Source organism: Parajatrophihabitans canadensis (genome assembly GCF_053764775.1).
In genome coordinates, this window is record NZ_CM132445.1 from 159,881 (window position 1) to 172,818 (window position 12,938).

The following is a 12,938-nucleotide window of genomic DNA, read 5'->3' on the forward strand; positions in this document are numbered from 1 at the left end:
GGTTGTCGAACCCCTGGAGGAGGCCTATGGTGAATAAGTTCAGGCATTAAACAAACCCCTCGCTGCGACGAGCAGCGCTCCTAAAAGGCGATGTTGACGATGGCCGTAACGCCCGCAGGCCCCACCCCCACGAAGGCCGACAAATTCTCTTTCGGACTCTGGACGATCGGCTGGGTCGCCCGGGATCCGTTCGGTGACGCCACCAGAAAGCCACTCGATCCCATCGAGGCTGTGCACAAGCTCAACGAGTTGGGCGCCTACGGCGTCACCTTCCACGACGATGATCTGGTGCCGTTCGGTTCATCGGTGGGCGCGCGCGACAAGATCATCGAGAAGTTCAAGGGCGCGCTGGACGAAACCGGCATCATCGTCCCGATGATCACCACCAACCTGTTCACCCACCCGGTCTTCAAAGACGGCGGTTTCACCAGCAACAATCGCGATATCCGGCGTTTCGCGCTCCGCAAGGTACTCCGCAATGTCGAACTCGCAGCCGACCTCGGTGCGAAGACGTTCGTCTTGTGGGGTGGCCGAGAGGGCAGCGAATACGACTCGGCCAAGGACGTACAGGCAGCGCTTGACCGTTATCGCGAAAGCATGAACCTGTTGACGACCTTCGTGACCGATCGCGGTTACGACATCAAGTTCGCGCTCGAACCCAAGCCCAATGAGCCTCGTGGTGACATCTTGTTGCCGACGCTCGGCCATGCCATTGCCTTCAGCAATTCCCTTGACCGCCCAGACCTTGTCGGCGTCAACCCTGAGGTCGGCCACGAGCAGATGGCCGGGTTGAACTTCGCCTCCGGCATCGCGCAGGCGCTGTGGCACGGCAAGCTGTTCCACATCGACCTGAACGGACAACGCGGAATCAGGTTCGACCAAGATCTGGTATTCGGCCACGGCGACCTGATGAATGCCTTCAGCCTGGTGGATCTGCTCGAGAACGGCGGCCCCAACGGTGGACCGTCATACACCGGGCCGCGGCACTTCGACTACAAGCCGTCGCGCACCGAGGACTACGACGGCGTCTGGCAATCGGCGGCGGCAAACATGCGAATGTACTTGATCCTCAAGGAGCGGGCGGCTGCCTTCCGGGCCGACCCCGAGGTTCAAGAAGCGCTGGCCTATGCCAAGGTCGCGGAGCTCTCGCAGCCGACGCTGGCCGAGGGTGAGAGCTACGCCGACCTCTTGAAGGACACCTCTGCATTCGAGGACTTCGACCCCAACGCCGTGGGCGAGCAGGGTTACGGTTTCGTTCGGCTGAACCAGCTCGCGATCGATCACCTGACCGGCACGCGCTGACGACCAAAACTGTGCCGCTGGTAGCTGGGGTGGATTCGTCCACCCAATCTTGCAAAGTAGTTATTCGCGACGCCGAGTCGGGGCGACTCATCCGGCAGGGCCGGGCGAGCCACCCCGACGGCACCGAGGTCGATCCGGCAGCCTGGTGGAGTGCGCTGACCGACGCGGTCGAGGCTGCTGGCGGCTTGGACGACGTCGCTGCGCTCAGCGTCGGCGGGCAGCAGCACGGCATGGTGTGTCTGGATTCCAACGGCGAGGTGGTGCGCCCGGCGCTGTTGTGGAATGACACCCGCTCCGCCGCGGCCGCCGCTGACCTCACCGCCGAACTCGGTGCCGAAAAGTGGGCTGAGGCGGTTGGCGTCGTTCCCGTCGCCTCGTTCACGATCACGAAACTGAGGTGGCTCGCCGAGCACGAGCCGGATAACGCAGCGCGGGTTGCTGCGGTGTGTCTGCCCCACGATTGGCTGACCTGGAAGCTGTCGGGTTCGACATCGATCCGCGATCTGGTCACCGATCGGTCCGATGCTTCGGGCACCGGTTATTTCGACGCGCGGACGAACAACTACCGGCGTGACCTGTTGATGCTCGCTTTCGGCAGGGACGTCCTGCTGCCCCGGGTCGCGGCCCCGTCTGAGGCCATCCGCACCGGCGGATCGACGATTTATCCGGCGGGGCTGTTCGGGCCCGGCGGAGGCGACAACGCCGCGGCGGAGTTCGGCTCCGGCGCTGCTGATGATCAGGACGCGACCGTTGTTTCGTTGGGGACGTCAGGAACCGTGTTTGCGCGAAGCACGCGCGCACCGATGGATCCGTCTGGCATCGTCGCGGGGTTCGCAGACCTGAGCGGGGTCTTTCTACCGCTAGTGTGCACCTTGAATGCTGCCCGAGTTCTCGATGCCACCGCTCGAATGCTAAGCGTTGACCTTACGACGTTGAGTGAGCTTGCCCTGCAGGCGGAGCCTGGAGCTCAGGGCCTGACGATGGTGCCCTATCTGGAAGGTGAGCGCACCCCGAACCTGCCGAACGCCACGGGATCGATTCACGGGCTGACTTTAGCCAGCGCCACCAGGGAGAATCTCGCCCGAGCAGCGGTGGAGGGTATGTTGCTCGACCAGGCGGCAGGCCTTGATGCCCTTGCGGAACAGGGTTGTTCGGTGTCAGCTGTCCGGCTTATCGGTGGCGCCGCGCAGTCAGAGGCAGTCCGCCAGATCGCCCCGACGGTGTTCGGGGTGCCCGTCGAGGTGCCACCGCCGGGGGAGTACGTTGCCGACGGCGCTGCGCGGCAGGCGGCCTGGGTACTGGCAGGCTCACCGAATCCACCGATCTGGTCTAGGGAAACCGGATCGGCTCAGCGCTACGATGCACCGCTCACAGTCGGATTGCGTGAGCGGTACGCCCAGGCCGCACAACGGTATCTCGACCGATGACGCAGATCGCTGCGCCAGCCGGCCAGCACACCGTTCGACAACATAACCTCAAACTCGTCCTGGCGGAACTCGTGACCGCTCCGGGATCGCGGGCAGACTTATCGCAACGAACTGGTCTGACCAAAGCAACCGTGGCCAATCTCGTCGATTCGCTCATCGAGCAACGGGTTCTACTCGAACGCGATCCGGAAGCATCGGGCCCGGGTCGTCCATCGCGTCTGCTGAGCTTTCATCCCGCGGGCCCGATTGCCATTGGTGTCGAGATCAACATCGACTACACCGCTGTATGCGAGGTCGATCTCACTGGAAAGCTCATCAGCCACGAACGGTACGAGATCGACAACCGTGGCGGGAGCGCCGAACTCGCCGTGCAGCGGGCAGCCGAGATCTGCCGGCGGTCGCTGGGCGGGGGTGGCCGTCCGGTCCTCGGGGTTGGTCTGGGGCTTCCTGGCGCGGTGAGCCCCGCCGGTGAGGTCCTCCGTGCGCCGAACTTGCCTGCATTCAATGGCATGTTCGCCGGTACGGAGCTGGCGAGGCAGTTAGGCCCAGGGTTTTCCCGTCCGATTCTCATCGAGAACGAAGCAAACTTGGGTGCATTGGAGTGGTTACGGGCAGCCGCTGGTGTGAATCGCAATTTCGTCTATGTATCCGGCGAGATCGGTGTCGGAGCGGGGCTTGTCGTCGACGGTGCGTTGTTTCGAGGTCAGTACGGCTTCGCTGGTGAACTCGGCCACGTCGTGGTTGAGGGCGACGGGCCGCCGTGCACCTGCGGTGGGCGCGGGTGCGTCGAACAGTATGCCGGTCAAGATGTCCTTTTGAAGGCGGCAGGTTCGCTCGATCTGGACGCGTTGCAGCTAGCGATTGAGCGTGGCGAGGTCGGTGCCCGTGAAGCGGTGGCAGGGGCCGGTACCGCACTGGGCGTGGGACTCTCTTCGTTGCTGAACGTGGTTGATCTGCCGATGATCGTGCTTGGCGGGTTGTACGCGCGATTGTTCGACGCGATCAGCCCGACGCTCGAGGCCGAACTCCAACGGCGAGTGTTGTCGTCGGCCCGAGGCGGCTGGCAGCTGATCCGGTCGGCTTTGGGATCGGATGCGGCCGTTCGGGGTGCTGCCGGCCTGATCATCGATCGTGCCCTCAAAGACCCCACCCACCTCCAAATCGTGTAACGCTGGGCACCCTATGGATGCCGAGCGTTACACGATTCGGGGGGTCAGCGGGTGGAGCGGGCGTTGAGGTTCCAGTAACCCTTGGCGTAGACATCGGCGCGGGTGAGCCCGAATCGGGCGAGACTTTCACGTAGCGCAACCGAAACTCGCGATTCGCCGATGACGTAGGCGTATCCCTTACCGGCACCGGGGCGTACCTCGTCCAGCGCTGCAGTGAGCAGCTCGACCGAACCGGCAGGCTGACCGTCACGGGGCAACCAGTTCACCGACGCGTTCGCGGGCAGCGGGTACTGCTCACCGAGGTCGGCGATTTCAGCAAAGATCTGAATGGGCCGGTCGAGAGTCTCGGCCAACGCGGCGATTGCCGGTAAGCCCGACTCGTCGGTAAGCGCGACCAGCCAGTCCGCCTCGGCGACCGGGAGCTCACCCCGCGGGCCGAAGAACGTAACTTCGTCGTCGACGCGGAGTTCGGCGGCCCAGGTCGAACCGGGACCGTGCCCGTGCAGCACCGCGTCGACAACCATGGTGCCGTCAGCCACCGAACGCACCGTGTAACGCCGACGCAGCTCACGGCTGTCTCCGCCCCGATCGCCACTGCCGGTGAGCACGATCGCGATGTCGCAACCCAGCGGCCAGGCCTGTTCGGCGATCCTCGGCGACGACTCGTGCGCCGAGGTCAGCGCGATTCGCCGCATCCTGGGGGTGAGCGCGGTGACCGCCGACACCCGGGTCAGGAATTGGCCGGTACGCGCGATGTGTTGAACTGAAGACATGATGTGTCCAGTCTGCCAGGCAGCTACGGGTGACTCGGCACACCGACCACAACAGTCGAATGAATCGAATGAAGGAGTCACATGCCCATCGAATTGACCAAGGTCGCCTACACCACGTCCGCGAGCGCAAAGGGTGGCCGCGCAGGACACGTCACGAGCGCCGACGGCCTGGTGGACTTTGATCTGGCCCAGCCCGGTACGACACCAGAGCCTGCGGTCAACCCGGAGACCTTGTTCGCTGCCGGCTACGCAGCCTGTTTTCAGGGGGCGCTGGCCAATCGAGCCAAGACCCAGGGCATCGACACCTCTGACTCGACGGTCACCGCCAACGTGTCATTCGGCCCGTCCGAGGACGGCGGCTTCGGGCTGGCTGTCGAGATTGCTGTGAACATCCCAGGCGTCGATGCCGCGAAGGCGCAGGAGCTCATCGAACTAGCACACGGCTTCTGCCCCTACTCAAAGGCAACCCGGGACAACATTGTGGTCAAGCTCGCAGTCGTCTGACCGCTGAATAAACACACTGCGGCCCGAGGTAACGCAACGCGTAGCGGCGAGCGTTACCTCGGGCCGTTCGTGTGTCCGACCAGGATCGATCAGCTGGCAGGCTTCGCCAGGTCGGCGATCGACACGAGGCTGTACTTGTCAGCGGTGGCCTTCGTGACAACGATGGCATCGCTGTCCTGAGCGTCCGCCTTGTTCAGCGCGATCAGGTTCGACGGCAAGGCCTTCTGTAGCGCTGCGTAGACGTCGTCCGGGCTGGTAGCGGTAGCCGTCTTGTCGATGAACTGCAGCAGCGTGCCGGTGTACTCGGCGAACAGGTCGAGTGAGCCGTCCTTGAGCGCTGCGTAGTACTTCTCGCGGCTACCGATGTTGAGCGTGGTCTTGATGGACGCCCCGCCGGTCTTGAGTGCCTCGGCGTAGATCTCGGCCAGGATGACGTTCTCCGGGAAGTTCGCCGACCCGACGGTGAGGCTGACGCCCGACGCACCAGTGCTCTTGGTGGCGAGGCCGTTATCGGCCAGCCACTGCTTCGCCACAGCGTCCGGGTCTTGCTTGTCGTTCTGCACCTTGGTCAGCAGAGCACTGAGACCCGCGGTCGTGAGCTTTGCCTGAACCGCGTTGATGATCGTCTTGACGCCGTCCGTCGCCTTGGCCTTGTCGATGATCGGGACGACGTTCTGAGCGGCGAAGTTGCTCTTCGGGTCCGTGAGGATGACGAAGTTGTTCGCCGGAATCGCCGGGTCGGTAGTGAAGATGTCTGCAGCGTCCACCTGGCCGTTCTTCAGCGCGGTGACGGTGACGGGGCCACCGGTGTCAGTCACTGTGTACTTGCCGAAGACGACTCCGTAGTTCTTCTCGAGCCCGGGTAGACCGTCGGCCCGAGTCTTGAACTCAGGTGGGCCGCCCATGATGAGCTTGCTGGCGATGGTCGCCGACGAGCCTGATCCGGATGAGCCGGAACTGCTGCTTCCCCCCGCTGGGGTCTTCGAGCTGTCCGAACCGCAGGCGGTGAGCCCGAGGGCGAGGGCAGCCGCCGCGGCGACGAACCCCAAGGTCTTGCGATTCATGTTCACTCCATAGGAATAGTCGAGTTAGTTGAGGCTACCTGGGTGTAGGCACCACCGGGGACCGATTTAGGCAGTAGCCACCTCCGCTTCGGTCACAATTGCGCGTCGGGAGTCCGGAGCTGCAAGGTGTTTTTTGGAGAATCGTCCGGTTAGACCACGAGATACGGTATAGCGCTGTAGTACGTACAGAAGCAGGTCGGAGATGAGCGCAAGTCCGGCGACGAGCACCGCGCCGCCGATCATCTGCGGATAGTCTTGTTGGGCCAACCCGTCATAGATGAAGCGTCCAAGACCGCCCAGCGGTAAATATGAGGCAATCGTTGCCGTGGCTATCACTTGCAGGGTCGCGGAGCGCAAGCCGGAGTAGATCAAGGGCAAGCTGCACGGAAACTCGACTTTGAGCAACACCTGCCGACCGGTCATGCCCATGCCCTTGGCCGCGTCTCGAGCTGCCGGGTCGACGTTTTGGACACCTGCGAAGGTGTTCGCGAGGATCGGCGGAATAGCCAGCAAAATAAGCACGATCTCGGTTGGAATGAGGTAGCCGGTATCTGTGCGACCGTAGTAGTGCGGCGCGATGATGACGGTCAGCAGGACGAGCACGCCAACCGTCGGCAGGGCGCGCAGCGTGTTTGCGCCCGCGATGAGCCAGGTGGCCCTGCCGCTGTGTCCGATGTACAGGCCCAACGGCAGCGCGATGATCAGCGCAACGACCAGGGCGAACGCCGAGAAACGAATATGAGCCAGTAGCTGACTGGTGATTCCGGTGTTGAGGTCGGTGTTCCTCCAATGTGAGGGGTCGTTCAGCCACGTCCAGGTTTGACTGATCATGACCGCACCGCCTTACGCCACGGGGTGAGCAGATAGTTGAGGATGATCACGATCCGATCGAGCGTGAGAGCGAGCAGCACGCACAGCACGATGCCAAGCACGATCGGCGGGTAGTACGGACCCGTGGTCGAGTTCTGGAAGCCTTGCGTGAAAAGCTGCCCGAGGTTGGACATCCCGATGGTCCCGGAGACGGCCACGATACTCACGTTCGCCACGAGCGCGACCCGAAGGCCGGCGGTTATGACCGGCGTCGCGATCGGCAGTTCCACCTTGAAAAATCTGCCCAGCGGCTTGTAACCGATGGCGGTGGCCGCCTGAATCGTGTCCGTCGAGACCGAGGCGAGGCCGTCGGCGACGACACGGACCAGCAACGCGATCGAATAGAGCGTGAGCGCGATCGGGACCTGAATGGGATCGAGGGAGCTCAGCCCGAGCAGTGGTGGGATCAGGACGAACAACGCGATCGACGGAATCGTGTAGATCAGGCCCGTCAAGGTGATCAGTGGGGGGTAGACGAAACGGTAACGACGGGCTAGCCAACCGAGCGGAAGTGCGACGAGTAGACCGATGACGACTGGCACCACCGATAGCCATGCGTGAGCCCAGAGCCAGCCCAGCACGGTATCTCGATGGTCCATGAAGTAGCCCCAGAAATACCAGGGGGACGAGCTCGACGAGGATGCCAATACCGTCATGACGGCTGCCCCTCAGGCTGGCGGGTGCGGTTCTCGATCAGCGCCAGTACCTCGGAAGCCGTTGTCGAGCCGATCAGCGCACCGTCAGAATCGACGACAACGCCGCGACCCGACGGCGATGACAGGCAGGCATCGAGTGCCGCCCGCAGCGTGCCGCCCTGAGTGGCAAGAGTGCCACCGCGGTAGAGCATCTCGTCCCTGACGACCGACTCGCCAGGCTTGAGGGCAGCCAGGTTCAGCCAGCCCTGCGGTGCTTTAGCCGCATCGACCGCGAGCAGCCAGACGCCGTCGTTGGCCGCATAGCCGCCCGGTTCACGGTCCACGCCGGTCGGTACCGGCGAACCCATGGTGACCGTCTGCTCGGGGTGGGTCGGAATCTCACCGCTGGTCGTGAAACCAAGTGCTCGGTAGCCACGATCTCGACCGACGAAGGCGGCAACGAAGGCGTCCACCGGCCGATTCAGTAGATCGGACGGTGTCGCGAGCTGAGCGAGGTGACCACCGACGCGCAGCACAGCGACCTGGTCGCCGAGCTTGATGGCTTCGTCGATGTCGTGTGTGACGAACACGATTGTCTTACCGAGATCGCTCTGCAATCGCAGGAACTCCTCTTGGAGCTGCTCGCGAACGATCGGGTCTACCGCGGAAAACGGCTCGTCCATCAGCATCACCGGCGGGTCTGCCGCGAGCGCGCGGGCCACCCCGACGCGCTGTTGCTGACCGCCAGATAGCTGTGATGGGTACCGCTTGGCGAACTTCGGATCGAGACCGACCCGTTCGATGAGTTCCATGGCTCGTGCCCGCGCTAATTTCTTATCGGTGCCGAGCAGGTAGGGAACGCTCGCGACGTTGTCGACGATGGTGCGGTGCGGGAACAGCCCGGCGTGCTGAATGACGTAACCGATGCCGCGACGCAGCTTGGCCGCATCGACCTTGGTCACATCCTGATCGTCGATCGTGATCCGACCGCCGGTGGGCTCGATCATGCGATTGATCATCCGAAGGCTGGTGGTTTTGCCGCACCCGGACGGCCCAACCAGAACGGTGATCTGACCGGAGGGCGCCACCAGGTCGAGCTCGTCCACCGCGACGGTGCCGTCGGGGTACTGCTTCGATACCGATTCGAATCGGATCACGTGCCAGTCTCCTGTCGGGTCGCAATTACCGGCGCGTTGTCCGGCTTGTTGCCGCTTATCGGGCTGCTTATCGGGCTGCCGAGTTGAGCCGCGAGCAATCGAGCCTCGTCCGCGACGATGGCTCCGTAACGATGCAAGGTGTCTTCGTCAATCCGGTAGGTCGGGCCCAGCAGGCTGAGCGCGCCAATCGCGTCGCCGACACCCCCCGGTCGTTGGATGGGCGCGACGATGGCTGTGACGTCAGGCTCGAGGCGATCCCGTTCAGCAACGTAGCCCGATGGTCCGACATCGCCGGTCAGTGCCTTTCCGACCGCAAGATTGGCTAGCGGCATCGACCGACCGACCCAACTGGTGTGCCGTACCGCGTGCGTTCCCTCGACCATCGCGATGTAGATCGCGGTGTCGTTCGGGCCGGGGACGGCGAGGTAGGCCGACTCGCCGGTGGCGGCGACCATCCGGTGTAAGGCTGGTTCGGTGAGCCGCACGATGCTCTGGCGCCCGAGGGCCGCGGCTCCGAGCTGGATGAGTCGCGCGCCTGCCCGAAAGGAGCCAACCTGGTCCCGCGCGACGAACCCGGACCCCTCGAGGGTGCGCAGTAGCCGCAGCGCGGTGCTGGCTGGCAATTGGGCTCGGCGGGCGCATTCGGACAGGCTGATCGAGTCCTCGGCGCACACTTCGGCGAGCAGGGCCAGCGCGCGGTCGACCGTCCGCGTCGTGCTCGCGGTGGACATTGCTGTGGAAAGTCCTGCCATGCTCACCTCACGACCGTTTCACGGAATAGAAGCCGCTTGCCATTGCGCGGTACATTCGCACGCTGACAGCCTTCGCGAAAGGCTTTTCCGCGAAAGTTTTCTAGATTGAAACCAACCACGCAGCACTGACATCGATCGTTCGGGCTTGTGCTACCTGCTCATACCACCTGATTGGGATGAGTCACCGCAAATCGGGAGTCGCCATGATCACCATCGACGGTCGCAGCTTGACCGTGGCCGAGATCGTCGACGTCGCCAACCGAGTGTCAGGCCTCACCCTGGCCCCTGAATCGATCGCGCAGGCGACGTCCTCGTACGAGTTTGCCGAGCAGGCCGCTGCAGAACGCCCGATCTATGGCCGCTCGACCGGAGTGGGAGCCAACCGGACGGTGGCGATCGGTACGGCGGCGATCGGTACGGAGTCGATCGGTGCGGAGTCGATCGGTGCGGGGGCGGCGGCCGCGGCCGCCCTGGGCCTGCTCCGCAGCCACGCGACGTCTGCCGGCGAGCTGCGCGAACCGCAGCGGGTTCGGGCGATGCTGGCGGTGCGGCTCAACCAACTGGCGGCTGGCGGCAGCGGTGCCGACCCCGCGGTGCTGACCTCGCTGGCTGCGATGATCGCCGCCGACGCGTTGCCAGCGGTTCGCGAACTCGGCAGTATCGGGACCGGCGATCTCTCGGCCCTGGCCGTGACGGCGCTGACTTTGCAGGGTGAGCTCCCGACCAGGTCGGTGAGTGGCCGGCTTAATCCGGTGCCGGAGCTGCATCGGTTCAGCCTCGGTGATGCGCTGCCTTTCATGAGTAGTAATGCCGCGACCTTGGCTGACGCAGCTCTCGGTCTCTCGCGGTTGCGCGAGCTGGCGGAGAGCGCAATCGTGGTCGCAGCCCTGGGTTTCACCGCGGTGGACGGTAATACCGAGGCTTTTTCGTCCGCTGTTGAAAGGGCAACGCCGTTCGAGGGCGCGCGCCGTGTCTGTTCGTCCGTCCGTGCCTTGACCGCGCAGACGAACGGCGCCGCGCCAACGCCAGCACGCATCCAGGACCCTTTCGCGCTTCGTGTTTTTCCCCAAGTTCACGGGGCATTGTTCGATGCGTTGACTGCTTTGGACGGCATCGTGATGGCGATGGTCAACGCGGCATCGGAGAATCCGCTGTTGTCCCCGGAACTCGGCGTGGCCCATCACGGCAGCTTCTATGCTGCATCTCTAGCGCAGAGTCTCGACGCTTCCACCCTCGCGCTTGCGCAGTCGGCGCAGCTTTCGCTGGCCCGCCTGACGATGCTCGCTGAACCGGCCTTCACCGGCGTTGCATCGTTTCTCGGTGACGGCACGCCGGGAGCGTCCGGCGCGATGATCGTGGAGTACGTTGCTGCGTCAGCTCTGGGCAGCCTGCGGGCGCTGGCGATGCCGGCCAGCTTGCAATCCGTGACGCTGTCGCGCGGTGTTGAGGAGGACGCGAGTTTCGCGTCCTTGGCGGCTCGACAGGCGCTCGATGCCACCAGCCTCTACCGCACTGTTCTTGCTTGCGAATTGGTGGCCGCAATCCGCTGTATTCGATTGCGGTCCCGATCGGCCGGGTCCGCATCGATAGGGTCGACGGTGCCGGTCGTGCAGGCGGTGCTTGCGGGCGCCAACGAGATCAACCCGCACCTTGAAGACCGTGATCTGACCGAAGACATTGCTGCTGCCGAGAAACTCCTGGAGACGTTCCCCGACCTGCTCGCTCAGATCATGTCGTCGAGCGGCCTCAGTTCGTCAGCATAGGAAAGCGACTCACGACGAAGGACGCCGGTCGAGCCAACCGTGTATTGGCCCATTCGCCACAGCGGTGGCGAATAGGCATGAATCGATACGCTGCCATGATCGCGCCCGGTAAGTCGATGGATGTGATCGGGCCCGAAGCAGTAGGCCTGCCCGGCGGGAACCTCGGTGGCCAGGCTGGGCCGATCGACCGCGAGGTTGTGCTCGATCAAGCAACCTTGGACGACGGCGACGGCGCCGGATGAGATGTCATGGTCGTGCCAGCCGGTGTCGTTCTGTGGTGTCCAGCAGAGCACCCAGATATCGACGTGGGTGTCGCGATACAGCGATACGTAGTGACGGTTGTTGTCATCGAAGGCGACATGCTGACTCCACAGAGTCGGCTCAGCGGCTACTGCAAGCGCCAGGACGAGAAGCTCGCGCTGGTTCAGCTCACGGTCACGTAAATGTGGGACCAGCGCGCGCACGGGCGAGAAGTGATCGTCGACGGTATTGGTCATCGCGTGATCCCTTCGAGTAGTCGGGTTGGGTTGGTCACCGAAATCGCCCGCCAGGCGGCCTCGCCCAGCTGCGGATTCGTCGCGGTGGCGTACGGCCGGTCGCTGCCGAGAACGAGCGCATCGATTCCCAGTACCCGACTCAGCGCGTCGATCGCTTGCCGTCCGTAGGACGAGGTCTCGACGTAGACGTTTGAATCCAAGGTCGCCGGTTGACCGCTACGGGCGGCGAAACGTTCATGGTGGACGGCAGCCAGACCGGCGCCCGCCACGAAGCAGATTCGCAAGTCCGGCAGCAGCGCGGGACCAGCAACCTGCCATGCCCACCAGGCGGCCTGCAATTGCGCGGGGTACTGCACGATCGCCGGCCACCAGCTCGGCGTCCTCGATACCGGGTCAGCAGGCGGGTCGACCGGACCAGGATGCACCAGCACGGGCTTGTCGAGCTGTTCGCATCGGCGCAGAACCGGCGCCAGAGACTCGACCGCCGCGGGATCAGCAAGGGCGGTCGCACTGACCTGCAGTCCGACGAACAAGTTCGATTTGAGGACGCTGCTCAGCCCGTCCAGGTCGGGTTCGGTCTCTGAGACGGCCGCCCAACCCGCGAATGGCGCCGGCAGCTCTTCGACACCGTGGTGCCACGCATTCAGAAGTGGCTGGGCCTGCGCAGGGTCGAGGGATTGCACGCCGAGCGGCGCAGACATGGACAGCAGCACCCGTGCACAGTCGCGGTCGAGTTGTTGCCGCCTCGGGACGTCGTGGTCGTCCGGATCGATCTCGTACGGGGCCTCGCCGGCCGTCAGTAGCGTCCAGCCCCGAAGCATCGGCGGCTGCGATCGCCGTCGCAGCTCCTCGATGAATTGCGGCGGCCACAGGTGCTGGTGGACATCGATGGCGGCGGACTCGGGCCGACACGTCCCGATCCCCATCCGTTCAGGTTGGTATACGTCTGAGTCGCCATGGCGACCTGTGCTCATACCAACCTCGTCAGCTCGTGTTGTGAACCGCTTCACCTACTCGAAGTGAAC

Annotated in this window: 13 protein-coding genes; 5 read left to right on the top strand and 8 right to left on the bottom strand. The window is 64.0% G+C overall.

Annotated features, from left to right (window positions below; all coding sequences use genetic code 11):
- The first annotated feature begins 99 nt into the window (after nt 1-99).
- The 3 genes from xylA to ACSMXN_RS00705 are packed head-to-tail and all read left to right on the top strand — an operon-like array spanning nt 100 to nt 3,898.
- Nucleotides 100-1,302: a xylose isomerase gene (gene xylA, locus ACSMXN_RS00695; protein ID WP_027139857.1), complete on the top strand. Its 1,203-nt coding sequence runs from the start codon at nt 100-102 to the stop codon at nt 1,300-1,302.
- An 11-nt stretch (nt 1,303-1,313) separates the two neighbouring features.
- The gene (gene xylB, locus ACSMXN_RS00700; RefSeq protein WP_022914985.1) at nt 1,314-2,729 is read left to right on the top strand and encodes a xylulokinase; all 1,416 of its coding nucleotides are present in this window, start codon (nt 1,314-1,316) and stop codon (nt 2,727-2,729) included.
- The gene (locus tag ACSMXN_RS00705; RefSeq protein WP_455407665.1) at nt 2,726-3,898 is read left to right on the top strand and encodes an ROK family protein; all 1,173 of its coding nucleotides are present in this window, start codon (nt 2,726-2,728) and stop codon (nt 3,896-3,898) included. The genes xylB and ACSMXN_RS00705 overlap by 4 nt, the downstream gene beginning before the upstream one ends.
- Nucleotides 3,899-3,942: 44 nt before the next feature.
- Here ACSMXN_RS00705 and ACSMXN_RS00710 read toward each other — a convergent pair whose 3' ends face one another.
- Nucleotides 3,943-4,671 (bottom strand): siderophore-interacting protein, encoded by a 729-nt coding sequence (locus ACSMXN_RS00710; protein WP_155958557.1) that lies wholly within the window; start codon nt 4,669-4,671, stop codon nt 3,943-3,945.
- An 81-nt stretch (nt 4,672-4,752) separates the two neighbouring features.
- Here ACSMXN_RS00710 and ACSMXN_RS00715 point away from each other — a divergent pair, with 81 nt between their 5' ends.
- Nucleotides 4,753-5,175: an organic hydroperoxide resistance protein gene (locus tag ACSMXN_RS00715; protein WP_022915538.1), complete on the top strand. Its 423-nt coding sequence runs from the start codon at nt 4,753-4,755 to the stop codon at nt 5,173-5,175.
- An 89-nt stretch (nt 5,176-5,264) separates the two neighbouring features.
- Here the strand turns inward: ACSMXN_RS00715 and ACSMXN_RS00720 are convergent, their stop codons facing one another.
- From ACSMXN_RS00720 to ACSMXN_RS00740, 5 genes are all read right to left on the bottom strand, one after another.
- The gene (locus tag ACSMXN_RS00720) at nt 5,265-6,239 is read right to left on the bottom strand and encodes a glycine betaine ABC transporter substrate-binding protein (protein WP_155958556.1); all 975 of its coding nucleotides are present in this window, start codon (nt 6,237-6,239) and stop codon (nt 5,265-5,267) included.
- A 66-nt stretch (nt 6,240-6,305) separates the two neighbouring features.
- The gene (locus ACSMXN_RS00725) at nt 6,306-7,070 is read right to left on the bottom strand and encodes an ABC transporter permease (protein WP_022915536.1); all 765 of its coding nucleotides are present in this window, start codon (nt 7,068-7,070) and stop codon (nt 6,306-6,308) included.
- On the bottom strand, nt 7,067-7,708 hold the full coding sequence (locus ACSMXN_RS00730) for an ABC transporter permease (RefSeq protein WP_027139994.1): 642 nt from the start codon (nt 7,706-7,708) through the stop codon (nt 7,067-7,069). Before ACSMXN_RS00730 ends, ACSMXN_RS00725 begins: the two co-directional genes overlap by 4 nt.
- Nucleotides 7,709-7,761: 53 nt before the next feature.
- A complete protein-coding gene (locus ACSMXN_RS00735; protein ID WP_022915534.1) occupies nt 7,762-8,901 on the bottom strand; it encodes an ATP-binding cassette domain-containing protein in 1,140 nt (379 codons plus the stop codon).
- The gene (locus ACSMXN_RS00740) at nt 8,898-9,653 is read right to left on the bottom strand and encodes an IclR family transcriptional regulator domain-containing protein (RefSeq protein ID WP_022915533.1); all 756 of its coding nucleotides are present in this window, start codon (nt 9,651-9,653) and stop codon (nt 8,898-8,900) included. Before ACSMXN_RS00740 ends, ACSMXN_RS00735 begins: the two co-directional genes overlap by 4 nt.
- A gap of 203 nt (nt 9,654-9,856) precedes the next feature.
- Here ACSMXN_RS00740 and ACSMXN_RS00745 point away from each other — a divergent pair, with 203 nt between their 5' ends.
- Nucleotides 9,857-11,416, top strand: a complete 1,560-nt coding sequence (locus tag ACSMXN_RS00745; RefSeq protein ID WP_022915532.1) for an aromatic amino acid ammonia-lyase — start codon at nt 9,857-9,859, stop codon at nt 11,414-11,416.
- Here the strand turns inward: ACSMXN_RS00745 and ACSMXN_RS00750 are convergent.
- Complete coding sequence (locus ACSMXN_RS00750; protein WP_022915531.1) at nt 11,377-11,913, bottom strand: cysteine dioxygenase; 537 nt, start codon at nt 11,911-11,913, stop codon at nt 11,377-11,379. The two genes, ACSMXN_RS00745 and ACSMXN_RS00750, sit on opposite strands and share 40 nt — an antisense overlap.
- Complete coding sequence (locus ACSMXN_RS00755) at nt 11,910-12,887, bottom strand: amidohydrolase family protein (RefSeq protein ID WP_196811449.1); 978 nt, start codon at nt 12,885-12,887, stop codon at nt 11,910-11,912. The genes ACSMXN_RS00750 and ACSMXN_RS00755 overlap by 4 nt, the downstream gene beginning before the upstream one ends.
- Between the last annotated feature and the right edge of the window lie 51 nt (nt 12,888-12,938).